This is a genomic window from Niallia circulans, assembly GCF_003726095.1.
Classification (GTDB): Bacteria; Bacillota; Bacilli; order Bacillales; family Cytobacillaceae; genus Niallia; species Niallia circulans_A.
Genome location: NZ_CP026031.1, coordinates 2,671,119 through 2,693,967 on the forward strand (window position 1 = coordinate 2,671,119; position 22,849 = coordinate 2,693,967).

The window sequence follows — 22,849 nt, forward strand, 5'->3', positions numbered from 1 at the left end:
ACATTATTTGTTGCTTGTTTAATTGTCTCCACCTTTATTAATCCTCCTTTGACTCGTAATAAACCCATAAGGATGATGTTTTAAATAGAATGAGTGTGGTGAGACCTACGATAATCAACATTACCCAGGCCATGGCAGATGCATATCCCATTTGGAAAAAGTTAAATGCTTTTTGGAATAAATAAAGCGGGTATAGTAAAGTACCATCTAAAGGACCACCCTCCCCTTTTGAAATAATATAAGCTGGTGTAAAAGTCATAAAGGCAGATATTGTTTGCATGACTAAATTAAAGAAAATAATGGGGCTTAAGAGTGGTAATGTGATTTTGAAAAATTTGCGAATGGCATTTGCGCCATCTACACTTGCCGCTTCATAGTATGTTGGCGGAATATTTTTTAGCCCTGCCAGGAAGATAAGCATGGAAGAACCAAACTGCCATACAGCAAGTAGAATCAATGTCCATAACGCGCTTGTAGGATCTTGATACCACAGAATTTTCTTATCAATCCCCATAAAGAACAATAACGCATTGATTACTCCTTCGTTTCCAAAAATATTACGCCACATAATCGCAACTGCCACACTACCTCCGATAATCGATGGAAGATAAAAAAGTACGCGGTAAATCCCTATTCCTTTCATGTTTTGGTTTAAAAGCATCGCTACAAATAAAGCAAACATTAAACGAAGAGGAACACCTGCAAGTACATAATAAAAAGTAACACTTAATGATTTCCAAAACTTTTCATCTCCAAAGAACATTTCTTTATAATTACCAAGCCCTATCCATGTCGGGGTTGTAAATAAATCATAATTAGTAAAGGATAAGTATAAGGAAATAAGCATCGGCACAACGGTAAATGTCGTAAATCCAATAATAAATGGTGATATAAAAGCGTATCCGGATAAATTATCTTTTAATGCACGTGATTTCATTTCGAATCCAACTCCTTTCTAATCAGAAATAAAGCACGAATCATTCAAAATAGAACTTTTCGTGCATATGTTTTTTGCCTAGTTCAAGTTTTACATATTATGATTTAACGAAATTATGTGCTTCAATAGTGTGGTTAAGCAGCTCCCTATTTATTTCTTCCTAGAATTTCATTTGCTTGTTCTCTAAATTTCTTTGCCCCTTCTGCTGGCTTAATTTGTTTAAATAATATTTGATCAGAAACATCTTTCAGTGATTTAATTACTTCTGCGCTTCCAATTGGATCTGGCGGATCTGCCTCGGTTGCATGCTGTGCCGCAGCTTCCACATATTCGACAATTTTTGTTTCTGACTCGCTTAACTCTGGCTTGATTGCCTCAGATACTTCAGTAGAAACTGGTACCCCTCTTTCTCCTTTAATCAATTTATTTGCTTCCACATTATTCACAAAGTAATCAATAAATTTTGCTGCCTCTTCTTTTACCTTCGAACTTTTCGGAATAGAGAATAACATACTTGGTTTTAAGAATAAGGCACTTTCTTGTGCTGGAGGGAAGTTAATAGTAAGTGAATCATCGGTTAATTGAGAAAATGCTAAGTATTGATTAGAGTAATTCCATGTAAATCCAGTAGCACCTTTTACAATAAAGTCATCTTCCATCCCTTTTATTTGTGCTTGTTCATCTGGAGTTGGCGATGCATCTGCCTCGATTAAGCGCAATTGTCTTTCAAAGTAATCAATAAATAATTGATCATCCTTGTAAGCTAACCCTGTACCATCTTCCTTATAAAAACGCTCCCCTTGTGTTCTTAAATAATATGGGAAGAATACATCTGGGGGATGCATCCCATTCGAACCATAGATTCCTAGTTTTTCTTGTAGCTGCAAGGCTGTTTTTTCGTAGTCATCCCATGACCAAGTTTGGCTGTCAAACTCAATTCCAGCCTCTTTTAATAAGCGATCATTTGAAATAACAGATAATACGTTCACACCTGCAGGTAACCCATAAAGGCTATCATCAATTTTTCCTCCTGAAATATTATTTTCAGGAATATTTGCTGTATCTATTGTTCCATTTTCAAGATAAGGTGTTAAATCTTCCAATTGTCCTTTTTCTCCATACTGAGATAAATAGGCCATATCCATTTGAATTACATCAGGTAATTGGTTTGCTGCAGCCTGCGGAGCTAGCTTTTTCCAATAATCATCCCAGTTAGCAAACTCTGGCTCGATGTTCACGTTAGGATTTTCCTTCTCATACATCTCAATAACTTTTGTTGTGTAATCATGACGAGGCTGTCCACCCCACCACGCAAACCGGATGGTAATCTTGTCGCTGCCATTTTTTCCATCTGATTCGTTACTGCTAGATGCACTACAACCGCTAAATGCTGTTACCACAAACAGACTTAAGGCTAAAATGAGAATCTTCCTCACCAAATCCCCCTCTTCCTTCTTTATTGTAAGTGCTTTCATTATGATTTTAATTGTTATTATCACATGATGGAATATAAAAAATAGAGAAATCCTGTTTAAAAAACAGAGGTATTCATTTTAGAAAATCCATCAGTAAAAAAGCTCCTCATCTCTTCTTTCTCAAAGAGATGAGGAGCTTTTCTACCGTGCGTTCTTATATTCAGAAGGAGTATAGCCAGTATGTTTTTTAAATACCTGGCTAAAGTATTGCGGATTATCACCGAATCCAATCATTTCTGCCAGTGTTAGTATTTTTACATCATCCGTCTTCTGAATTTCTTCCATTGCCTTATTCACTCTCATTTTCGTCACATATGTCGAAAACTTTTCCCCTGTTTCTTGCTTAAATAATTTGCCTAAATAATCTGCATTCATATAAACCTGTTTGGCAACCCACTTTAAGGAAAGGGCTGGATTGCTTAATTCACTATTAATTATTTCTTTCATTTGCTCGATTATATGCGACTGAGAAGATTTATGTTTTTCATAATAGATAAAGGTGATTTCCTTTGTATGATGGAGTAGAAACTCCTTCATGGCCTGAATACTATCCACTTCTAGTAAATAGGTGATTTTCCCCATATAGTCAGACAGGCTTTTTGCACAGCATGCTTGGATCATGGTGAGAAAAAGTTGAATAACATAGGTTCTTGTCAAATGAATTGGATCTCTTTTAACCGCAATTTGCTGGAATATATCGTCCATCTCTTGCTTTACTTTGTTCCAATTTCCTGATTTTATTTCTAAAAACAATGGTAAATCCCCAAATTCCAAGTTATTTATTTCCTGTTCCTGCTGAATATCTTTTTTTGTTATTATGCTTCCCTCTCCTAAATAAAAACGATGACTTAGACATTCAAGCGCTTCTTGATAAAGTTTTCGCGTTAATGTAATAGGACCTGCTCCACTCACGGCAACCGTCATATCCATTTCGTAGACAGCATAGAAATTTTTACGGATCTCTTCAATTCTCTCTTGTAATTCTTCCTGTCCATTATTTTCATCTACTAGAAACAATATATATTCTCCGATATTAGACGAAAAAATGGGTGATCCAAAAATATCGCTTCCAACATTCTCTAACATAAATAAATGTTCATAGTTAAAATCTCCTTCGAGATGAAACAGCACAACACAAACTTTCTTATCTTCTAATCTAGTATGAAAAATTCTCTGATAATAGGCTAAAACGTTTTTTTCTGATTTTTTACTAGTAACAAGCTCTGTCAGCAATTGCTTTTTTACAAAAGGCTGCACAGTATCCATTTTCTTTTTCATTTCTAGCAAGTAACGCTTTCTTTTTTCTTTAATCCGAATTTCACTAATCGTCTGTTGGATCGCTTCCATAATTTGCTTTTCGTTACAAGGCTTTAATAAATAATGTTTAACTCCATACTCCATTGCTTTTTTCGCAAAATGAAATTCGGAAAATCCAGATAGAAGGATAAAATGGATAGAAGGATATTCCTTTTTAATTTTAGAAACTAACTCAATGCCATTTAATCCCGGCATCTTTATATCACTAATAACAATATGAGGCTGTAAATTTTTAATTAATTGATAGGCTTCTATCCCATTGGCAGCCTTACCCACGAGCCTTGTATGTAACATATCCCAGTCAATAATACTAGAAATGCCATCTAAAATGATTTTTTCATCATCTACTAGAATTACCCTATACATGTTCTCACCGCCATTTATTTGGAATAATTAGATGTACTTGTGTTCCTGTTCCTCGTTTACTTTTAATTATTAAACCAAATTCCTCACCGTATAGAAGCTTTATCCGTGAATCAATATTATAGAGGCCGATTCCAGTTCCTCTTGTTCTTACTTCCTGCTTTCTAACTTTTGCTAATAATTCCTCCTCCATTCCTGGTCCATTATCCTCTACTGTAATATGCAAATTATTTTCTCTAAGAACAGCATGGACCGTTATTTTGCAAGGCTCTATCATCTGTTCGAGTGCATAATGAATAGCATTTTCTACGAGCGGCTGAATCATCAATTTAGGTATATAGCAATTCTTCGTCTCTGGAGGTATCATTTTATGAAAAATTAAGCGGTCACCATATCGATATTTTTGTATTCTTATATAATGATCTACAATAAATATCTCCTCTTCTAACAGAACTGCATCATTTTTTGCACTAATGGCATTCCGCAATAAGTAACCCAATGACTCCACCATACTGGAAATATCAGTTTGCCGATTCATCTTTGCCTGCCAATTAATCGATTCCAATGTGTTGTATAAAAAATGGGGGTTTATTTGTGCCTGTAATGCTTTAAATTCTGTATCCTTAATTAATAATTGTTTCTCATAGTTTTCTTTGATTAATGTATTAATACGTTCAATCATCAAGATAAAATGATCAGTAAGAATGCCGATCTCATCTTTCGCTTGCATAGGCTGCAATGTATTTTTTATGGATAAATCTCCTTTTTGGACATTTTTCATCGCAGACACTAACTGTTCTATCGGCTTTGTCAGTTTACTAGAAAAAACGATTGCCATAAATAAAACAACTAAGTTCAGCAAAAAGAAAATCGCCAGCATAGTGTATTTTGTTGTTTGCACTTTTGCAATAATCGAATCAAATGACACAATATTCCAATAAACCCAGTTAACATAGGAGGAAGAAGTATGGGTAATAAAGTATTTCTGACCGCCTATTGACTGAATTTCATAGCCGACCTTCTGATTCGGCAAATAGGGGATATTTTCTATTTCTTTGAATATTCCTTTATAAAAGAATTGATTATCTTCTCCGCTAATCATCATATTACTTGTCACTTTATTATTTTCTGATACACTGTCTTCTACAATTTTATCTACATTGACTTGAATAAGGAGTGTGCCTAAATTATCTAAACTCAAGTTCTGATGGGTTCTGATTTTGCGAATAGCAAAGATCTTATTGCTGTCTGTCTCTGTTACCCACTGATTAGCTCCTTTTTTTCTTTCTCCTATCTCGATCCATTTCTCCTTTTTGTTCGAAATAATGGATGATGTATACCCGCCAGCTCGATATTCCCTCCCATTAGCATCAAATATATGAATCGAATGTATATATTTTGAAGATCCTACATACTCTGTCAGCAGATCCCAAAGCTGATTTTCCAGCTGATATCGCTGATATGGATTGGAATCCAGCTTTATTTCCGATAAAATGGTTTGAATTTTATTATCTGTCATAAGGGAAAAGGAAACTTCCTCAATACTTTTTAATTCCTTTTCTAGTTGCTTGGATGACATATGCAATGCTTCTGTTGTCTTTTGATAATATAATTGATCATATACATGAAAGGCATATTGAAATCCAATTAATAAAAAGGATAGAGAACCAACCATTATGAATAAAATGGTTAACGTCAGCTTTTTCTTTATTTTTAACTGTCGGTATTTATTTAAAATAGATAAAATGAAATGTTTCATCGTTAACCCCTTTTCCTTTTAACCAATCCTTTGTTGGGTCACTTTCTTTAAACGATGATCAATACTGCCAAAAGCTTTGCACGCCAGCCAGGTAATAACAAATGCAAGGGTACTAATACTAAAGAATAGAAGAAGCGTTATATGAAGTGATGCCAGAAAAGCTATACTAAATACAGCCATAAAGATTCCTACTGTATGGGCAGGCCGTAGAAATCCGATAACAAATGCATATTTTATGCACTGTAACAACTTGAGATCGTAGTATGTATAAACTGGTAGAAGATATAAAAAAGTCGTACTAAAAAAAGAAATAATCCAAAAATAAAAAAAAGAAGAAGTGTTGTGGGGCCATCCAATATACCAATAATCCAAAAATCCAAATAAAGCAACAAAAAAATAAGCATGAAAATCATCCCAAGAATATTACCTTTCCACCAATCTTGTTTATAGCTGGCCCAAAATAGAGGAAAAATGCGGATATCATTTTCCCCATTCACCCATTTTTTTGTAATGGAAAACAGAGCAATACTTGCTGGCATCCATCCAAAAAATCCCAATCCTAAAACTGTAAAGAAGATCCATAGTAAATTTACATAAGCTAGTCGCGTTACCCATTCACAAAACTTATAGACACCATTTGTTAAACTGTGTACCAATCTCCCATCTCCCTTATTATATTTTTAACTATTGTACACTAATTTTGTAAGCCTTTACATATCCTAGTGTAAAGATAAGGAAAATCAATCGAAAAATTTCTATAATATCCCAATTCTAGAAATAATTAACCGGCTCATTTCACTCCTATCGGATACGCAATTGGTTTAAATCTATCCAATTGCGGCTATATCAAGTACAGAAAAGACAAGTCCAACAGGAGGAGGAAGAGGAAACATGGCTTCTACTAAATTAGCAATACATGAAACGTTAGAATTACATGAAGTACTGACGTTAAAACAGAGTTGTCTAGTAAAATCCTATGCATTACAATCCCTGGTTGAAGATGATACTTTAAAAGCAATTCTAGATAATGATGTATCCAGTTCAGAGAAAGCAATCAAAGAACTGCAGCAAATTCTAAAACAATAAAGGGAAGGTGATTAGAATGAGTTTCATGGATAAATTAAAGGCCACTGGAAAAATGAGTGATGAGTTAATTGCTACGGAGCTACTGGTTTCTGCTAAAGCAACGGTAAGAACGTACGCCGTTGCCTTAACAGAGACAGCTTCTCCACAAGTAAGAGAAATCCTTAAGAAACAACTCAATGAAGCGATTGACAATCATGCTAAAATCGCCAACTATATGATTAAAAATAATATGTACTATGCCTATGATGTGGATAAACAATTAGAGCATGATAAAGAAAAATTAGACCAATCATTAGAATTAGTAAAATAAATAAAAAAAGGAGATAAGTGATATAGTCAGCTTATCTCCTTCTTTTTTAAACTTTAAATCAATATTTTAATATTTGAGGTTTAAATATGTTTATAATAGGGTAAAGATGTTTTATTAAAAACTATTATTTGTGTAGTTTAGTATTTTTCATACTTAAATTGAATCCATGGGAGTAACGAAAATGAACACAATAATGTACATAAAGGACGAATTAAAAAATTTCATTAATGAGAATGGGAACACCTTCAATCAAAAATTACTGACAGAAGCAACAAACGTATCGATAAAAATTACTGATATATTAAATAAAGGCAATATTGATTTATTAAAAAACGCCAAAAAATTGATATTTTACACAGTAGATCAACAAGAGGCAGATTTAATTTCTTTTGCCAAAGTAGAAGGAATTGCATGGGCTAAACACTCTTTGACCTTAGAGTTAAAGCTAGAATGGGTTCAAGCCATCAGAAGAACATTATGGCATTTTATTAGAATGATTGATGAGGATAAGGATATCATTCATAATCGCGAGGATTATTATGGCATGGAAAAATTATTTAATGAAAAGATAGATCAATTTTTAAATAATTTTTTCCTTAGCTATACGCATTATAAAGATGAGATGCTGAATAAACAAAGAAAAATGGTTGAACATTTATCTGTTCCCATTATTCCTATTAAACAATCTATTTCCGTCTTACCATTAATCGGTACCATTGACTCGTATAGAATTAAAGTAATTGAGGAGAAAGTTTTAAACGATATATCAGATTCAAAAATCCAAACATTAGTAATAGATCTTTCAGGTACAGCAAAAATGGAAATGGATGTAATTGATTATTTTGAAAAAGTATTAGCTGGTATTTCTATGATGGGTTGTAATGCCATCCTTACTGGACTAAGACCAGAGTTAGTAAAAAAAATGGTGCATGCCGGTATTCATTTTGAAAAAAATGCTGAAACTAGAGGCACCCTCCAAGAAACCTTAAAGAATATTCTTTAAGGTTTCTATTGAAAATACTGTAGATAGTAATCATCTGTAAATAGTGATCTGAATATAAGTTGAAATTCAACTCTTCAACCTGAATACACCTTGCTTCCTAAGAGGCGAAGGCTAGTTCGCTTCATACTAAAAGGATTCGGACATTCTAACAGCTTCTATGGAGGGCGACCGTGTATTTAGGTTTCTTTATTTTTGAATGGTATTTCCCCATGCAAATTTTTTAATTCTACTCCTATACTGCTAGGTTATATTTATCTCACCTGGCTGAATGGGATATAATACTCCATCCAATGTAAACGATATTCTCCCAGTTTCCTCTGATACAACAATCACTAATGCATCTGATATTTCACTTAACCCAATGGCTGCTCTATGTCTTGTTCCTAATTTATCCTTACCGTTAAATTTACTTGCAGTTGGAAATATATTGCCTGCAGAAATAATCGAATCCTCTTCGATTAACACTCCCCCATCGTGCAATGGGTTTCCAGGATAAAAAATTGCTTCTAGTAAAGAAGCAGATAATTTTGCATGTAAGGGGATTCCAGAATGAATCAATCTGTCTAAAGAATCCTTACGCTTAATAGCTATTAACGCTCCATGTCGTTTATCAGAAAGAGCTTGGGCGCTAGCAGTAAGGATTTCTAAATTCTTAGTATATGGCTTTAAATATAATTGTAAATAAAATGTAGCTGCACGATGATGAATACTTTTAAATAACTTATTTACTTCCTCAAAATCGTTTAAAATACAGCAATCTTTTTCATCCAGCGTATTTTTTAGTTCGCTAAGTTCCGCCTCTAAATCCTCCAATAATTGATGCATCTCCTGATTAAACTCATTAGGTAAATGGTTGTCTCCTTCCATACCAACACTCCCTTTTTTTGTTACCTTGTCCAGCTTTAATGAATTTATACAAGCAAGATAATCATTCAAAGGGTTTTGCATGATTGTATTCCCTTTTCGCAAATGATAGACTGATAGTTGAATATTACTTAGGGAGGCAAAATTTTACATATGAAATTTTGGACTTGGACTATTATAATTTTACTATCTGTTACCGCAATAGGAGTTTCTTCCTATTTTATTTTCCAATCATTATTTGACAGCAAATCCCCCATGCAGAAAGAAAACGACCGTCCAGTTGTAAAACAAGCTTCATCGGAGACAGAAGAAAGCTTTGATAAAGAACAGGTCAATACACCGGTCAATGAGGAAGTGGTTGTTCTGGCAGATGGCACAAGTGGACACACCTTTATTTCTAAATGGCATAATTTTTATAATGAAACATTAGGTTGGGGCAGACTGGAAACAACAAACTATGATAAACAAAAAGAAGCAGCTTTAGCCATCCTTGAGGCTATAAAGAATATAAAGGTTAACAATGAGCAAATTAAGCAGGATATTAGTGATATTAGCACAAATGCTCAAATAGTGGCAGAGAAAGATGATCGTGTCGCCATGCGGAATCTGCATCGCTACTTCCACGATTTAGATATTTATTTTAATGGCTATAATTATGAGCAGACTTTTGGAATTACTGAATTTAGAGGGAACTAATCTTTAAGAAGTTCCACTCTCTTTCAGTTTTTTATATACATGTCATTGGGGTTCTTCACTTCATTATTATTTAAGTACTTTGCGAATTACCTTCTCTTTCCTTTTCGTGTATGGTGGAAAAAGAAACGGAATATCTACTTTAGTACTTTTCCTAAGAATACTTTTTTGATGAGAGAATGTTTTAAAACTGTATTCACCATGATAAGCTCCCATTCCCGAGGCGCCTACACCGCCAAAAGGCAGACTAGGCGGGACAATGTGGGTTAACACATCATTAATACAAACACCTCCTGATGATAGGCAACGAATCACTTTTGCTTCTGTTTCCTTATTGTTTGTAAAAAGGTAGAGTGCTAACGGTTTATCCAGCTTCCTAATCGACTTCATTGCTTCATCTAGATTTGTATAAGTTAAAATAGGCAAAAGCGGTCCAAAGATTTCTTCTTGCATTGTTGCGGAATCCCACGTAGCATCCAGTAGCGTGGGTTCAATAAAACGTGTATCTCGATTGTTCTTCCCGCCAAAAAGGATGGTCTTCCGATCAGCTTCTAGCATTGCTATTAAACGCTGAAAATGTCGATCACTCACAATTCGGCCAAAGTCTTCTTTATCTTCAATCTCTTCTCCAAAATAGTTCCCTAGTGTCTTTTTCATTTCAGCAATCAAGGGTTCTTTAACTGACTCATGTACCATAATATAATCTGGTGCTACACATGTTTGTCCGGCATTTAACGTTTTTCCCCAAATAATACGTTTGGCCGCTATATTTAAATTTGCAGTCTCATCGATGATTACTGGACTTTTCCCACCTAATTCAAGCGTTACAGGTGTTAAGTGCTGAGACGCTGCTTCCATCACAATTTTCCCTACCTTCGTACTGCCTGTAAAGAAAATATAATCAAAATTAGCCTGTATCAATGCTTGATTCGTTTCTATCCCCCCTTCTACCGCACTAATATAGGCAGGCTCAAAGATATTATTTATCATGTCTGTTACAACAGCTGAAACTGTTGGTACAAGCTCTGAAGGCTTTAAGATCGCACAATTTCCTGCGGCGATGGCCCCAATTAAAGGCTCGATTAATAATTGAAAAGGATAGTTAAATGGACCGATAATAAGCACCGTTCCATATGGCTCATATACAGTTTTCCCCGTTGAAGGAAATAGACTCCATGTACTTTTTGCTTTTTGGGGCTTCATCCATCTCTTTAAGTGTCTCTTTGTATGACGAATACTCTGAAGTACAAAGCCAATTTCAGAGGCATAGGATTCAAAAGGATGCTTTCCCAAGTCTTTCTGCAATGCCTTTATAAGAAGAGGTTCTTTTTCTAAAATAGCATTTTTTAATTTTTCCAGCTGTTCTATTCGAAAAGCAAGGGGCAATGTTGCTTGCGTCGAATAGAATGAATTTGTTTGTTCTAATCTTTGATTTACTTCCATTTTCTATTTACGCTCCCTTAATGGGTATTATTTTAATGATGAGTGTATCAAGTAATTCTTCCTATAAGCAAGTTTAAAAAAACACAGTTAAAAAATAACAACAAGGATTTCGTATAAGAATGAGGTTTCTTACACGAAATCCTTGTTATAAGCTTTTATGTAAAACATTTAAAATAGTTCTCAACTCTTCTAATGGAATTTGTCCTGGTGCAGATGCCTTATTTGCTGCAGCAAATGTAATTGCAGACCCAAATACTTCTCCTGCCATCCTGCTCACAGCTCCTTTTCCTCCCATTGACATCGTGACAATCGGTTGATTGGGGGCTTCTTCCTTCATCGTAACAGTCGCATCTAATAATGCTATAACATCCTTAACTGATTTTGGCATGACCGCAATTTTGGGAATATCAGCACCTAGCTGGCGCGCCATTTGTAGGCGTGAAACAATTTCTTCCTTAGATGGTGTTTTGTCAAAATCATGATTAGATACGACAACGGCAATTTGTTTAGAATGGGCCATATTTACAACTTCTTTAATGGCTTCCGCCTCCATGAATAACTCTATGTCTAGTAAATCAATCAGTCCTGTTTCTAGCACACTTTTGTATAACGAGAAATATTCTTGCTCCTCTATTTGTCTTTCGCCCCCCTCTTTTGCTGTACGAAATGTAAATAGTAAAGGAATATTGCCAATTATTTCTCTTACTTGCTGCAGCATTTCTATTACCCTTTTTTTATTATTTATTTCTGTGAAATAATCTGCACGCCATTCAAGGATATCTATCCTCAGCTCCTTTAAGGCTGCTGCTTCTTCCCTTAGCTCTTCTTTTGTTCTACCAATAAGAGAAACACAAATTTTGGGGATTCCTTCTCCAATAATAACCTCTCTTACCTTTATGCTTTTACTCACCATTTTCCCCTCCAACAGCTTTCTTCTAAGTAATATCCAAAGAATCTATAATAGTATCAACAGTTTCCTCTACCTTGTTTCCATCGGTTGTGACTTTCAGATGGTGGTTCCTATAAATTTCTTTTCTCGCATTAAACAATACCTTTATTTCATCTTCAGTCTTTCCTTGCAGTACAGGTCTACTATCAATAATAAATGGGATTCTTTTTTTCCATGCCTCAAAGGACATATCGATATATATAACAATCCCCTTTTCTAGACAAACATTGCGAATATCTTCTTGTAGAAAAGCTCCTCCTCCAAGCGAAATCACTTTCCCCTTCTGTTCCGATAACGCCTTAATTAGTTCTTTTTCTTTTTTTCGAAAAAAAGCTTCTCCATAATGGCTAAAAATTTCTGGAATGGTCATGTTATACTTTTCTTCTATCTGATGATCAACATCCGCAAATTCGCGCTGAAGCTTTTTCGCTAATTCTTTTCCGATCGTCGTTTTTCCGACTCCCATAAACCCTATTAAAAAAATACTTTTCTCTTTCATTGATTCATTCTGCAGCATGAAATGAAGCCCCCTATAACTATATCCGGCAAAATCTTTCTTTTCATTATAAGGGAAATCGAGTCTATATCCTAGCAGATTATCGGAATAAATCTGTTTCATCTCACATATAATGCAGTGGATAAAGGCTAGCTTCTTTCGAAAAATCCGTTCTTCTTCTAACCTATATTCTCATTCATACACCTCTTTTCTCTATTAGCTATTTTTTCAATTTTCTAATCCTATCAAGTATTACATAGTTTTAATGGTTAAACGCAATTTGTAAATTACTATTTTAGAACTTATTTATAATTATTATAAAATTATATTGATTTTTTGATTATAGATGATATTATAATATACATATGCTAAAGAACTAAATTATGAGGTGATTTTTTATATGTCAAATAATCGATTAACGACTAGCTGGGGAGCACCAGTTGGGGACAACCAAAATTCTATTACTGCTGGCCATCGTGGACCAACATTAATCCAAGATGTACATTTACTTGAAAAATTAGCTCATTTTAATAGAGAACGTGTACCTGAGCGAGTTGTTCATGCTAAAGGGGCTGGAGCTCATGGATACTTCGAAGTGACAAATGACTTAACGAAATACACAAAAGCTAACTTCTTATCTGAAGTAGGAAAAAGAACTCCAATGTTTATCCGTTTTTCAACAGTTGCAGGGGAGCTAGGTTCTGCGGATACTGTTCGTGATCCACGTGGATTTGCGGTGAAGTTTTATACAGAAGAGGGAAATTATGATATCGTTGGTAATAATACACCTGTATTCTTTATTCGTGATGCCATTAAATTCCCTGATTTCATCCATACACAAAAAAGAGATCCAAAAACACATTTAAAAAACCCAACAGCTGTATGGGATTTCTGGTCTCATTCACCTGAATCTTTACATCAAGTAACTATCCTGATGTCAGATCGTGGTATTCCAGCAACATTACGTCATATGCATGGTTTCGGAAGCCATACTTTTAAATGGGTAAATGAAGAGGGAGAAGGCGTTTGGGTTAAATATCATTTTAAAACAGAACAAGGGGTTAAAAACCTGGATGTTAATTTAGCTGCTAAACTTGCTGGAGAGAATCCTGATTATCATACAGAAGATTTATTTAATGCAATAGAAAAAGGAGATTTTCCTGCTTGGACACTTTATGTGCAAATTATGCCATTAGAGGATGCCGATACGTATCGTTTTGATCCATTCGATGTAACAAAAGTATGGTCACAAAAAGATTATCCGTTAATCGAAGTTGGTCGTATGGTACTTGATCGCAACCCAGAAAACTATTTTGCAGAAGTGGAGCAAGCTACATTCTCTCCTGGAACATTAGTACCTGGTGTAGAAGTGTCACCAGACAAAATGCTACAAGGCCGTTTATTTGCTTACAGTGACGCACATCGCTACCGTGTAGGTGCAAACCATAATGCCCTTCCAATTAACCGTCCTCGCAACGAAGTAAATAACTATCAGCGTGATGGTCAAATGCGCTTTGATGGCAATGGCGGCGGTTCTGTTTATTATGAGCCAAATAGCTTTAGTGGTCCAAAAGAAACACCTGAAAACAAAACAACGCCATTTGCAGTATCTGGAGTAGCCGAAAGTGCAGCATATGATCATAATGATCACTACACACAAGCAGGAGATTTATATCGTCTAATGACTACAGAAGAACGCGAAAGATTAGTCGCAAACATTGTTGGTGCAATGAAGCCTGTAGCATTAGAAGAAATCAAGCTTCGTCAAATCGGTCACTTCTACAAAGCAGATCCTGAATACGGCACAAAAGTTGCTGAAGGCTTGGGTCTAAGTGTTCCCGAAACAGTAAAATAATAATAATTGGCGAAAAACCCTCTTTTTTGAGGGTTTTTCTTTTCTATTTGGAGGAGGTTGTAACACTAAAAAGATTACAACCTGTTGTTTGTTGATACAGTACCCCTTTTGAATTAGACACAAACGTATTTTTATGATAAATCTGTAGCAGTTATTTTGTCGGAATTATTTTCATTGCGGCATTTGCCTTAATGCTTGCTGCTTTTGGCATATAATTGCGAGTTTCGGCATTTTGCTTGTGATTCCGAACTCTTGCTTGCGACTTTCCGCTTTTTACTTGCGATTCCGAACTTCTTGCTTGCGACTTTCCGCTTTTTGCTTGCGATTCCGAACTTCTTGCTTGCGACTTTCCGCTTTTTGCTTGCGACTCCGAACCTTTTGCTTGCGACTTTCCGCTTTTTGCTTGCGACTTCCCATCGTACAATCGATCCATTTCATCTCAATTATTTGATAATCCTTCAAGAAAGCGCTACTCTTAAAATAGAAAAACTATATTCTAACGAGGTGAAAAGATGGAATTATCAATCAATTCAACAAAGAAACTAAGCAATGGCGTAGAAATTCCGTATTTAGGTTTTGGCGTTTTCTTAGTAAAAGATCCAAAAGAATGTGAAGAAAGTGTCCTTACTGCCATAAAAAATGGTTATCGTTCCATTGATACCGCTACAAGATATGAAAACGAAGAATTTGTAGGCAATGCGATAAAAGCTGCTGGTGTCTCTCGTGAGGAATTGTTTATCACCACAAAAGTGTGGGTAACAGATTTTGGTTATGAAGAAACTAAGAAGGCATTTCATGAATCTTTAAAGAAGCTTCAGTTAGATTATTTAGATCTTTATCTTATTCACTGGGCTGCACCAGGATTTGAAGAAACATGGAGAGCAATGGAAGATCTTTATGAAGAAGGGTTAGTTCGCGCAATTGGTGTATGCAACTTCCAAATCCATCATTTAGAAAAATTAGCGGAAACAGCAAGAATTACCCCTATGCTAAATCAAGTTGAGACACATCCTCTTTTCCAACAGGTGGAACTAAGAAATTACTTAGCACAACACAATATTGCACATGAAGCTTGGGCTCCGCTTGGACAAGGTAAGAATGGATTATTCAATTTACCAGCTTTAACGGAGATTGCTAAAAAACACAATAAAACAGTTGCTCAAGTAATTCTAAGATGGCATTTAGAACGTGATACCATCATTATTCCTAAATCTGTTCATGAGCATCGTATTATAGAAAATGCTGATTTATTTGGTTTTGCACTTGATTCAGAAGATATAAAAACCATTACTTCCCTCGATACAAACGAACGGAGCTTTGGGAATCCTGATGATATCGAACGGTTTAAAGCAATGCAGGAAGCTGCTTCAAAATAATGTCCCTATATTTAGTCTATTATAGAATGGTAGGAGGCGTATAACCTCCTACCACTCTACCAAACACAATATAGTTCTGTGCATTTATCAGCAGAAGATTTTACAGGAGCTTAAGATATATTAAAACAAACAATCAAATTATTAACCCCATATACTTATCCCTTCATGCCTGTTATGGATATTCCTTCAATAATATGACGCTGTGCAATAATATACACAATTAATACTGGAATAATAGATATGACTGTACCTGCCATCATTAACGACCAGTCAGCTGTATATAACCCTTTGAAAGAATTTAATAATAAAGGCACAGTAAAGTTCTCAGGAGAATTCAGATATATCAAAGGATCAAGAAAGTTATTCCAAGATTGCATAAAAGTAAAAATACCAATGGCAGCTAAAGCAGGTCGAAGTAATGGCAATATGATATTCCAATATATTCGAACATATCCTGCACCGTCCATAATAGCTGCCTCTTCTAACTCTTTTGGAATCCCCATAACAAATTGTCTTAATAAAAATACTGCAAAAGCATTAAATAGTGCTCCTGGTACAATTAATGTTAAATGAGTATCTAACCAACCTAATTTATCCATTACCAAATATAAAGGAATCATTGTAACCTGCTTTGGTATCATCATCGTAGCCAGAAATAAAATAAAAAGAAGATTGGCACCTTTAAAATTAATTTTTGCAAAGGCATAAGCTGCCATTGAAGCAGTGAATAATGTAAAGCCCACGATAATAACAGTAATATAAAAGCTATTAAAATACGCTAAATTAAAGGGCATTGCCTGTAAAGAATTAAGAAAATTACTCCAAACAAAAGGGTCAGGAATCCATTTTGGCGGAATAACAAATATTTGGGACATATCCTTTAAGGAACTAAGGATCGTCCAAATAAACGGGAATATCATCACTAATGCACCAAATCCTAATACAAAATGCAGAACTAATTTTGGCATAAATGTTCGTCTCTTACGTGCTTTTGGGATGTCAAAGTTAGTACCAGTATTTAATTCATATTTATTCTCCATAAAACACCCACCTTTTTTGAAATTTAAATTGGATAAGTGTAAAGATTAAAATAATAACGAATAATATCATGGAAGCAGCGGCACTCTTTCCCATCGTAAAATCAACAAATGCCTGATCATAAATGTGGAAGACAATGGTATAACTTGCCTTTGCAGGTCCACCATTTGTCATAACAAATGCTTGGTCAAATACTTGGAAGGAAGAAATGATGGTCATGATTGTTACAAAAAAGGTAGTTGGTGTTAGTAATGGTAACGTTATGTGCCTAAATTTCTGAATAGCATTTGCCCCATCCATTTCTGCAGCTTCATAATAGCTCCTTGATATGCCTTGTAGTCCTGCCAAGAAAATTACCATGTTATATCCAATTCCCCACCATATACTTAATAATGCAATGGAAGGTATTACCCACTTAGTATCAGTTAACCAATGAGGTCCAGTTATCCCAATATAGGATAACAATTCGTTTAAAATACCGAAATCTCCATTTAGAATCCACATAAATATTATCCCTACAGAAACTGAACTTGTTACTACAGGCATAAAGAAAAAGACACGGTAGATTGCTTTACCTTTTACTTTATTAAGGGCAACAGCTAAAATTAGCGCTAACGCAATTCCAATAGGTACAACTAAAAACATATAATAGATTGTATTAACCATTGCCTTCCAAAAATCAGGGTTATTTATTTGATTAATATAATTAGATATTCCAATAAAGCTGCTACTCCCAAATCCACTCCAGTCTGTAAAGCTTAAATAAAAGGCATAGATTAATGGAACTAACGAAAAAAACAGCAACCCTAATAACTGAGGACTAATAAAAAGAAAACCCCATAAATTCGCATTTTTTCTAGCCAACTGCCCCACACCCCTTTAGGAAAATATACCAAGAAGGTTTATCTTCTTGGTATATTCTCTCTTTTTAGAAAGATAGAATTATTTATCCACATACTGATTAATTATCTTAATTACCTTATCAATAGTAGTATCAGCGTCTTCTTTACCAAGGAACATTAAGTCAATTGTCTCCGATATTTCAGTCGTTAATCCTGCAAATTGGGCATCACGTGCAAAGTTTGAACCATGTGTAAAACCATTATTCCGCCCATCAAATAAATACTCCATATGTTTTTCACTATTACCTTCTAATGCATTTTCATCTGCGGCAGGAAGAGATGGGAGTGCATTTCCGCCTTTACCAGTTCTTGCTTCTTGCCCTTCTTTACCAACATAATAAGATACAAATTTCATCGCTTCTTCCAAATGTTCACTTTTCTTATTTACTGACATATATGCCACTGGTACACTTACCATTTCTTGTTTTTCTTTGGTGTTACTCGGAAAATAGATATAATCGTAATCTAAACTAGGATTTTGATCGAATTGGGGAGTAAACCAGCGACCACCTGCTACCATACCTACTTGATTAGACATAAACATGGCATCAACCCCTTGACCTTGTGGTAGCGAACCTGCATATACTGCATTTCCATTGGAAACTAAATCATGTAAAAAATGAAAGGTTTCCTTCGCTTTCTCATTTTCTGGTAATACAAAATTACCTTTTTGATCAAAGATTCTTCCTCCATTTGACCAAATCCAGCTATACCAATGCCCCTGCCAGTTTTCCATAATCAATCCTTCTTTTCCGGATTCCTTAATCTTACTAGTAACTTCAATAAATGTATCCCAGTTCCAATTGCCCTCCTCATAATATTCTTGTGGCGTTTTTAGACCAGCCTCTTTAAAAATGGTCTTATTATAATAGATAACCATCGGGTTTGCATCTGGAGCAACTCCATAGGTAATTCCGTCTTGTCTTGCTGGACCAAATAATCCTTCAGGAAACTCCTTTAAGTTCACATAACTTGCTTCACTATTAAAAAAATCATCCAATGGTTGTACCACATCTGCCTCTATCATTTGCGGCATAGTTGGCTCATGTGCATAAAACACATCTGGCCCCTTACTCCCTTGTAAAGAAGTCATTAGCTTTTGATCATACTGATCACTTGAAACTGGAACTAGTTTCACCTTAATATTAGGGTTTTTATCCATAAACCCATCAATTGCTTTCTGATAAACTTTTAATTCTGCAGGATTTCCCCATGCTTGCATCGTTAATTGAATTGATTTTCCATTTCCTGAACTGGTTTTACCACTGGAAGTACTATTATTGCTGCAACCGATTACAATAAACATAACTAAAAGTATCCAAATCCCACTTTTAATTGGATTACTAATTTTCATCTAGTTACCTCCCAACTTATAGTTACCGTTAACTAAACTATAACTCCTTTATCTGCTTACTTACGGGGCGTTCTTTTGCTTTATCTGCTTCCCCTGCATTTTTATTTGCAGCTTCCCTATCCTTCTCCATTTCTTCAATTGTTTTTACTTTTAATCTTGCGGCTCCTCGATATTCTTTTGTTGGTAAAAGATTACCAGATTTTAATCTAATTTTCGCTTCTGCAATTGCTTCTGAATATTGAGAAAGCCATTCTTCTTGCGCAACTAATAATTCATCAACCATCTGCCATATTTCTTTCGGATTACAAACCGCGCCAATAAGTGGATCCATCATCATCGCTTGACGTAATAATTGATCATCCCCACTCACTGCAGCTTCCACTGCCAATCGTTGTACCGAAATACTCACATTACATACTGCTGCACATCCGAGTGGTAATTCTCCAACTAGAGGCATATTAATACCATTTCTATCTACATAGCCTGGTGCTTCGATAATTGCGTCATCTGGAAGGTTTGAAATAACTCCATTGTTAACCATATTAAAGTGGCCCCGATACACTCTCCCTGTTTCAAGTCCTTCTAAAATATAGGAACCATGCTCTTCACTTCTATTCTCTTGTTTATATTCAAGAGCAGGATCCTTTAACCAATTAGGAAAATCAGTTTTAAACCAAGTGCGCCCTTCTGTACAAACCCTTAAATACCCTCCAGTTTCTCCGTTAATCCATGACCCTAAATCAATCCATTCCCTTATTTCTTCTGGTCTTTTTCGATACCATGGAACATACTCACTGAGATGCCCATTGGACTCTGTACTGTAATAACCGAATCTGCGTAGCATATCAATCCTTACTTTTTCTGTTTGGCTGTATTCTGGATGATTTTCAAAAGCAGTCAATAGTTTACTAGTTTGATCCTGTCCCTTATAGCTCACCTTGATATACCAAGTTTGATGATTAATACCAGCACAAATAATATCAAGGTCATTTTTGTCTATTCCCAATACATTGGCGATTTGTCTATGCCCGCCTTGTACACCATGACATAAGCCAATAGTTCGGATACCACCATATTTATTACAAGCCCATGTTATCATCGCCATCGGATTTGCATAGTTTAATAGAAGACAATCCTCTTCTGCCACCTCTTTAATATCTTTGCAAATTTCTAACATTTCAGCTATTCCTCGTTGACCATACATAATTCCTCCAGCACTTAATGTATCACCAACGCATTGATCTATTCCGTATTTCAATGGTATCTCAATATCTTTTTGAAATGCAGACAGTCCTCCAATACGAACCACATTAAAAATATACTTTGCACCCAACAACGCTTCTCTGCGATTAGTGGTAGAATGAATAGTGATTTTCAAACCATTTTCATTAATGTCACGTTGGCATAGTTGCGTTACCATAGCCAAATTATCTTGATTTATGTCAGTAAAAGATACTTCCATGTTTCTAAACTCTGGTACAGAGAGTAAATCTCTTAATAGACCTCTAGTAAAACCAATGCTTCCAGCGCCTATAAATGTAACTTTAAATGCCATTTTAACCCTCCTTTTCGTTATATTTATGTTAACATCGGCAAAATGTAAACGCTTTAAAAAATCTCATCTCTTCTTTAGATTTTTGTGTACTATTCTAACCTGTTAAAATTTAGTCTATGATCCCCTTCTTTCTTAGCGCTGAAGGAGTTATACCAATATGCTTTTTAAATACCTTGCTAAAATATTGACTACTATTCATCCCAATAAAACTAGCAACTTTCGTGATCGGTATATCCGTTTGTGTAATAAGCATTTTTGCTTTCTCTATTCTAATCTTGGTTAAGTAATCAATGATGGTACATCCCATTGCCTTCTTAAAAATTCGATGGATATAGTTAGGGTGAAGGTGAGTAATAGCAGACAGCTGCTCTATTCTTATATCATAATCATAATTCTCATGAAGATATTCAATTACCTTTTTTAAATATGGATTCGATAGCTGTGTGGATTCATTTTTAGCTTGTACTACATTTCTTGCAATAAGTAATAATAACTGGGTAAAAAGTATATGAACCATTAAATAATTGTCGCTTGTATCATTCATCTGACTGTCTAACTCCAACACTAGATTTCTTAATGAGTGAAAAACACCGTTTCTATCTTTCAAAAAATGATAGGCCTCTTTCATTACTAGTAATTCTTGTAATTCTTTGCTTTCTTCTGCAAGCTCATTAATAGGAGGAAATGTACGATTCATTTCAGTTAATGCGAATTCCAAATTCAACATTCTACAAGGCTTATTTTTTTCAACAATCAAACGGTGGGGTACATCACTATCAATAAATATAAATTGGTGCTTTTTCATTTGAAAATCTTGCCTTTCTACCTCCACCCGGCATTCACCAGATATAACATACATAATTTCCATAGAAGAATGCGTATGATAGGCCATATAAAATCCATCCCACTCTTTGAAGTAATAAGCAGTAACCTTAGGATGGTAACCTTTACTGCTACTAATTTGATATAAACTACCTGAGTTTATCATTATGTATTCCTCCCTCATTATTTTTTAAATAAAGAAGACAGACAGTTACCTTTTGAAGCTGTTTTTCTATGCTTATTAATTCTTTTAAATTTAAATCGCTAATTATTTCTAGAAAATTTTAAATTTTCCCTTTATCCTTATTTTTATCCTAACTTAAAAAAAGAAAAGGGAATCATAAGCTAATAGTGAATAAAAAATGGGAAGAACAAAAAGAATATACTAAACGGATAGGTTCCAGAAGTAGCTACAAAGTATTTGAATAATTATCTTTATCAAGCTATTTTTCTCGTTATTTCCTAAACGTCTAAAGACGGAATTTACCTGAATATGAACGAAATTCGTCTTAATCAAAAAAATAAATGGTAAATAGAATCAATGACTGGAAGATAGTTAGTTATTTTACATTGGAATCTATGAATCAATTTATAAGACAAAATATATCTTTAAAGCAGATGTGAAAGTCATAAAAAGACTCCAATTGTATAGGAAGCACATATGCCCTTCTTAACAATTGGAGTTCTATTTATTTCTTACGGAAATATCCCCCAAAAAAACTACCTGTTCTTTAGATAAAATGATATTTCTATTTATTCACTCATAATCTCTACGTACAATAGAATCTCTCTAATCGTTTTATCAATGTATTACTCCATTTTATAGTTACTTTTTATCCTTTAAATGCCCTCCACTAAATTTAATAACTATTATGCTGAGAAAGCAAAAGCTATGAATATAAGGATAATTGAAAAAATATTATCCCTTGGTAATAATTTCAAAAACCATATTGAGAGAATTAATGTAGTCCAAATTAAACGATCTTCTAATGTTTCTTTATCTAACTTTTTTAAATTTAAATATATAAAAATATATAAAAGTGGTGGAAATATCAAGCCAAAAAATATGGACCAACCATTCTTAAATACCAAGGTAGTTGTCGATCAATTTCTTTTAATTTTTGTTTTTTTCTTCATCTGGGTTTAACATCATTAAAACTATACCTCTCCTTTACCTAAAAGTGCATTTAAAAACAATTTTTTCTATAAATTCACCACTAAAAATCTTAATCATGTAAATTTTTTATTATTT

Annotated in this window: 22 protein-coding genes; 6 read left to right on the top strand and 16 right to left on the bottom strand. The window is 34.6% G+C overall.

Annotation, left to right across the window (positions count from 1 at the left end):
• Window positions 1–37: 37 nt before the first annotated feature.
• From C2I06_RS13045 to C2I06_RS13065, 6 genes are all read right to left on the bottom strand, one after another.
• Entirely contained in the window at window positions 38–937 is a 900-nt protein-coding gene (locus tag C2I06_RS13045; RefSeq protein ID WP_095330434.1) for a carbohydrate ABC transporter permease, read from the bottom strand.
• A 146-nt stretch (window positions 938–1,083) separates the two neighbouring features.
• Window positions 1,084–2,373 (bottom strand): ABC transporter substrate-binding protein, encoded by a 1,290-nt coding sequence (locus tag C2I06_RS13050; protein WP_095330433.1) that lies wholly within the window; start codon window positions 2,371–2,373, stop codon window positions 1,084–1,086.
• Window positions 2,374–2,553: 180 nt separating this feature from the next.
• On the bottom strand, window positions 2,554–4,095 hold the full coding sequence (locus tag C2I06_RS13055) for a response regulator transcription factor (protein ID WP_123258175.1): 1,542 nt from the start codon (window positions 4,093–4,095) through the stop codon (window positions 2,554–2,556).
• Between the two features lie 4 nt (window positions 4,096–4,099).
• Window positions 4,100–5,851, bottom strand: coding sequence for a sensor histidine kinase (locus C2I06_RS13060; protein ID WP_123258176.1), 1,752 nt, complete (start codon window positions 5,849–5,851; stop codon window positions 4,100–4,102).
• An 18-nt stretch (window positions 5,852–5,869) separates the two neighbouring features.
• Window positions 5,870–6,031 carry a hypothetical protein gene (locus C2I06_RS25045; RefSeq protein ID WP_164463693.1) on the bottom strand — a complete coding sequence of 54 codons (162 nt, stop codon included), beginning with the start codon at window positions 6,029–6,031 and terminating at the stop codon, window positions 5,870–5,872.
• 53 nt (window positions 6,032–6,084) lie between these two features.
• Entirely contained in the window at window positions 6,085–6,507 is a 423-nt protein-coding gene (locus tag C2I06_RS13065) for a YesL family protein (RefSeq protein ID WP_123258177.1), read from the bottom strand.
• Window positions 6,508–6,742: 235 nt separating this feature from the next.
• Here C2I06_RS13065 and C2I06_RS13070 point away from each other — a divergent pair, with 235 nt between their 5' ends.
• From C2I06_RS13070 to C2I06_RS13080, 3 genes are all read left to right on the top strand, one after another.
• Window positions 6,743–6,937, top strand: coding sequence for a spore coat protein (locus tag C2I06_RS13070; RefSeq protein WP_095330428.1), 195 nt, complete (start codon window positions 6,743–6,745; stop codon window positions 6,935–6,937).
• 16 nt (window positions 6,938–6,953) lie between these two features.
• Window positions 6,954–7,247 carry a spore coat protein gene (locus C2I06_RS13075; RefSeq protein ID WP_235850282.1) on the top strand — a complete coding sequence of 98 codons (294 nt, stop codon included), beginning with the start codon at window positions 6,954–6,956 and terminating at the stop codon, window positions 7,245–7,247.
• A gap of 181 nt (window positions 7,248–7,428) precedes the next feature.
• On the top strand, window positions 7,429–8,250 hold the full coding sequence (locus C2I06_RS13080; RefSeq protein ID WP_095330427.1) for an STAS domain-containing protein: 822 nt from the start codon (window positions 7,429–7,431) through the stop codon (window positions 8,248–8,250).
• Between the two features lie 240 nt (window positions 8,251–8,490).
• On the opposite strand, the gene cdaS is transcribed toward C2I06_RS13080, so the two are convergent.
• Window positions 8,491–9,117 (bottom strand): sporulation-specific diadenylate cyclase CdaS, encoded by a 627-nt coding sequence (gene cdaS, locus C2I06_RS13085; protein WP_095330451.1) that lies wholly within the window; start codon window positions 9,115–9,117, stop codon window positions 8,491–8,493.
• Window positions 9,118–9,267: 150 nt separating this feature from the next.
• On the opposite strand from cdaS, the gene C2I06_RS13090 reads away from it, so the two are divergent.
• The gene (locus C2I06_RS13090; RefSeq protein ID WP_095330426.1) at window positions 9,268–9,810 is read left to right on the top strand and encodes a hypothetical protein; all 543 of its coding nucleotides are present in this window, start codon (window positions 9,268–9,270) and stop codon (window positions 9,808–9,810) included.
• Window positions 9,811–9,876: 66 nt separating this feature from the next.
• On the opposite strand, the gene C2I06_RS13095 is transcribed toward C2I06_RS13090, so the two are convergent.
• The 3 genes from C2I06_RS13095 to C2I06_RS13105 form a co-directional block, all read right to left on the bottom strand.
• The gene (locus C2I06_RS13095) at window positions 9,877–11,250 is read right to left on the bottom strand and encodes an aldehyde dehydrogenase (protein ID WP_123258178.1); all 1,374 of its coding nucleotides are present in this window, start codon (window positions 11,248–11,250) and stop codon (window positions 9,877–9,879) included.
• Window positions 11,251–11,395: 145 nt separating this feature from the next.
• Window positions 11,396–12,160 carry a type I 3-dehydroquinate dehydratase gene (gene aroD, locus C2I06_RS13100; protein ID WP_095330450.1) on the bottom strand — a complete coding sequence of 255 codons (765 nt, stop codon included), beginning with the start codon at window positions 12,158–12,160 and terminating at the stop codon, window positions 11,396–11,398.
• Between the two features lie 25 nt (window positions 12,161–12,185).
• The gene (locus C2I06_RS13105) at window positions 12,186–12,716 is read right to left on the bottom strand and encodes a shikimate kinase (RefSeq protein ID WP_095330424.1); all 531 of its coding nucleotides are present in this window, start codon (window positions 12,714–12,716) and stop codon (window positions 12,186–12,188) included.
• A gap of 379 nt (window positions 12,717–13,095) precedes the next feature.
• Here C2I06_RS13105 and katA point away from each other — a divergent pair, with 379 nt between their 5' ends.
• Window positions 13,096–14,550: a catalase KatA gene (gene katA, locus C2I06_RS13110; protein ID WP_095330423.1), complete on the top strand. Its 1,455-nt coding sequence runs from the start codon at window positions 13,096–13,098 to the stop codon at window positions 14,548–14,550.
• A 151-nt stretch (window positions 14,551–14,701) separates the two neighbouring features.
• On the opposite strand, the gene C2I06_RS25050 is transcribed toward katA, so the two are convergent.
• Entirely contained in the window at window positions 14,702–14,983 is a 282-nt protein-coding gene (locus C2I06_RS25050; protein WP_164463695.1) for a hypothetical protein, read from the bottom strand.
• A 79-nt stretch (window positions 14,984–15,062) separates the two neighbouring features.
• On the opposite strand from C2I06_RS25050, the gene C2I06_RS13120 reads away from it, so the two are divergent.
• Window positions 15,063–15,926: an aldo/keto reductase gene (locus C2I06_RS13120; RefSeq protein WP_095330421.1), complete on the top strand. Its 864-nt coding sequence runs from the start codon at window positions 15,063–15,065 to the stop codon at window positions 15,924–15,926.
• 155 nt (window positions 15,927–16,081) lie between these two features.
• Here C2I06_RS13120 and C2I06_RS13125 read toward each other — a convergent pair whose 3' ends face one another.
• The 5 genes from C2I06_RS13125 to C2I06_RS13145 all read right to left on the bottom strand — a co-directional run bounded on the left by C2I06_RS13125 (window position 16,082) and on the right by C2I06_RS13145 (window position 21,763).
• Window positions 16,082–16,894 carry a carbohydrate ABC transporter permease gene (locus tag C2I06_RS13125; RefSeq protein ID WP_206426436.1) on the bottom strand — a complete coding sequence of 271 codons (813 nt, stop codon included), beginning with the start codon at window positions 16,892–16,894 and terminating at the stop codon, window positions 16,082–16,084.
• 61 nt (window positions 16,895–16,955) lie between these two features.
• On the bottom strand, window positions 16,956–17,828 hold the full coding sequence (locus C2I06_RS13130) for a carbohydrate ABC transporter permease (protein ID WP_123258180.1): 873 nt from the start codon (window positions 17,826–17,828) through the stop codon (window positions 16,956–16,958).
• Window positions 17,829–17,906: 78 nt separating this feature from the next.
• Window positions 17,907–19,220: an ABC transporter substrate-binding protein gene (locus C2I06_RS13135; protein WP_235850281.1), complete on the bottom strand. Its 1,314-nt coding sequence runs from the start codon at window positions 19,218–19,220 to the stop codon at window positions 17,907–17,909.
• 37 nt (window positions 19,221–19,257) lie between these two features.
• Entirely contained in the window at window positions 19,258–20,775 is a 1,518-nt protein-coding gene (melA, locus tag C2I06_RS13140; protein WP_123258181.1) for an alpha-glucosidase/alpha-galactosidase, read from the bottom strand.
• Between the two features lie 109 nt (window positions 20,776–20,884).
• A complete protein-coding gene (locus C2I06_RS13145) occupies window positions 20,885–21,763 on the bottom strand; it encodes an AraC family transcriptional regulator (RefSeq protein WP_163187841.1) in 879 nt (292 codons plus the stop codon).
• Window positions 21,764–22,849: the final 1,086 nt, after the last annotated feature.

Excerpts from the sequence above, each read along its gene's own strand:
- C2I06_RS13045 (WP_095330434.1), bottom strand. The coding sequence starts at position 937 with ATGAAATCACGTGCATTAAAAGATAATTTATCCGGATACGCTTTTATA.
- C2I06_RS13055 (WP_123258175.1), bottom strand. The coding sequence starts at position 4,095 with ATGTATAGGGTAATTCTAGTAGATGATGAAAAAATCATTTTAGATGGC.
- C2I06_RS13060 (WP_123258176.1), bottom strand. The coding sequence starts at position 5,851 with ATGAAACATTTCATTTTATCTATTTTAAATAAATACCGACAGTTAAAA.
- C2I06_RS25045 (WP_164463693.1), bottom strand. The coding sequence starts at position 6,031 with ATGGCTGTATTTAGTATAGCTTTTCTGGCATCACTTCATATAACGCTT.
- C2I06_RS13070 (WP_095330428.1), top strand. The coding sequence starts at position 6,743 with ATGGCTTCTACTAAATTAGCAATACATGAAACGTTAGAATTACATGAA.
- C2I06_RS13075 (WP_235850282.1), top strand. The coding sequence starts at position 6,954 with ATGAGTTTCATGGATAAATTAAAGGCCACTGGAAAAATGAGTGATGAG.
- C2I06_RS13080 (WP_095330427.1), top strand. The coding sequence starts at position 7,429 with ATGAACACAATAATGTACATAAAGGACGAATTAAAAAATTTCATTAAT.
- cdaS (WP_095330451.1), bottom strand. The coding sequence starts at position 9,117 with ATGGAAGGAGACAACCATTTACCTAATGAGTTTAATCAGGAGATGCAT.
- C2I06_RS13090 (WP_095330426.1), top strand. The coding sequence starts at position 9,268 with ATGAAATTTTGGACTTGGACTATTATAATTTTACTATCTGTTACCGCA.
- C2I06_RS13095 (WP_123258178.1), bottom strand. The coding sequence starts at position 11,250 with ATGGAAGTAAATCAAAGATTAGAACAAACAAATTCATTCTATTCGACG.
- C2I06_RS13105 (WP_095330424.1), bottom strand. The coding sequence starts at position 12,716 with ATGCTGCAGAATGAATCAATGAAAGAGAAAAGTATTTTTTTAATAGGG.
- katA (WP_095330423.1), top strand. The coding sequence starts at position 13,096 with ATGTCAAATAATCGATTAACGACTAGCTGGGGAGCACCAGTTGGGGAC.
- C2I06_RS25050 (WP_164463695.1), bottom strand. The coding sequence starts at position 14,983 with ATGGATCGATTGTACGATGGGAAGTCGCAAGCAAAAAGCGGAAAGTCG.
- C2I06_RS13120 (WP_095330421.1), top strand. The coding sequence starts at position 15,063 with ATGGAATTATCAATCAATTCAACAAAGAAACTAAGCAATGGCGTAGAA.
- C2I06_RS13125 (WP_206426436.1), bottom strand. The coding sequence starts at position 16,894 with ATGCCAAAATTAGTTCTGCATTTTGTATTAGGATTTGGTGCATTAGTG.
- C2I06_RS13135 (WP_235850281.1), bottom strand. The coding sequence starts at position 19,220 with ATGAAAATTAGTAATCCAATTAAAAGTGGGATTTGGATACTTTTAGTT.
- melA (WP_123258181.1), bottom strand. The coding sequence starts at position 20,775 with ATGGCATTTAAAGTTACATTTATAGGCGCTGGAAGCATTGGTTTTACT.
- C2I06_RS13145 (WP_163187841.1), bottom strand. The coding sequence starts at position 21,763 with ATGATAAACTCAGGTAGTTTATATCAAATTAGTAGCAGTAAAGGTTAC.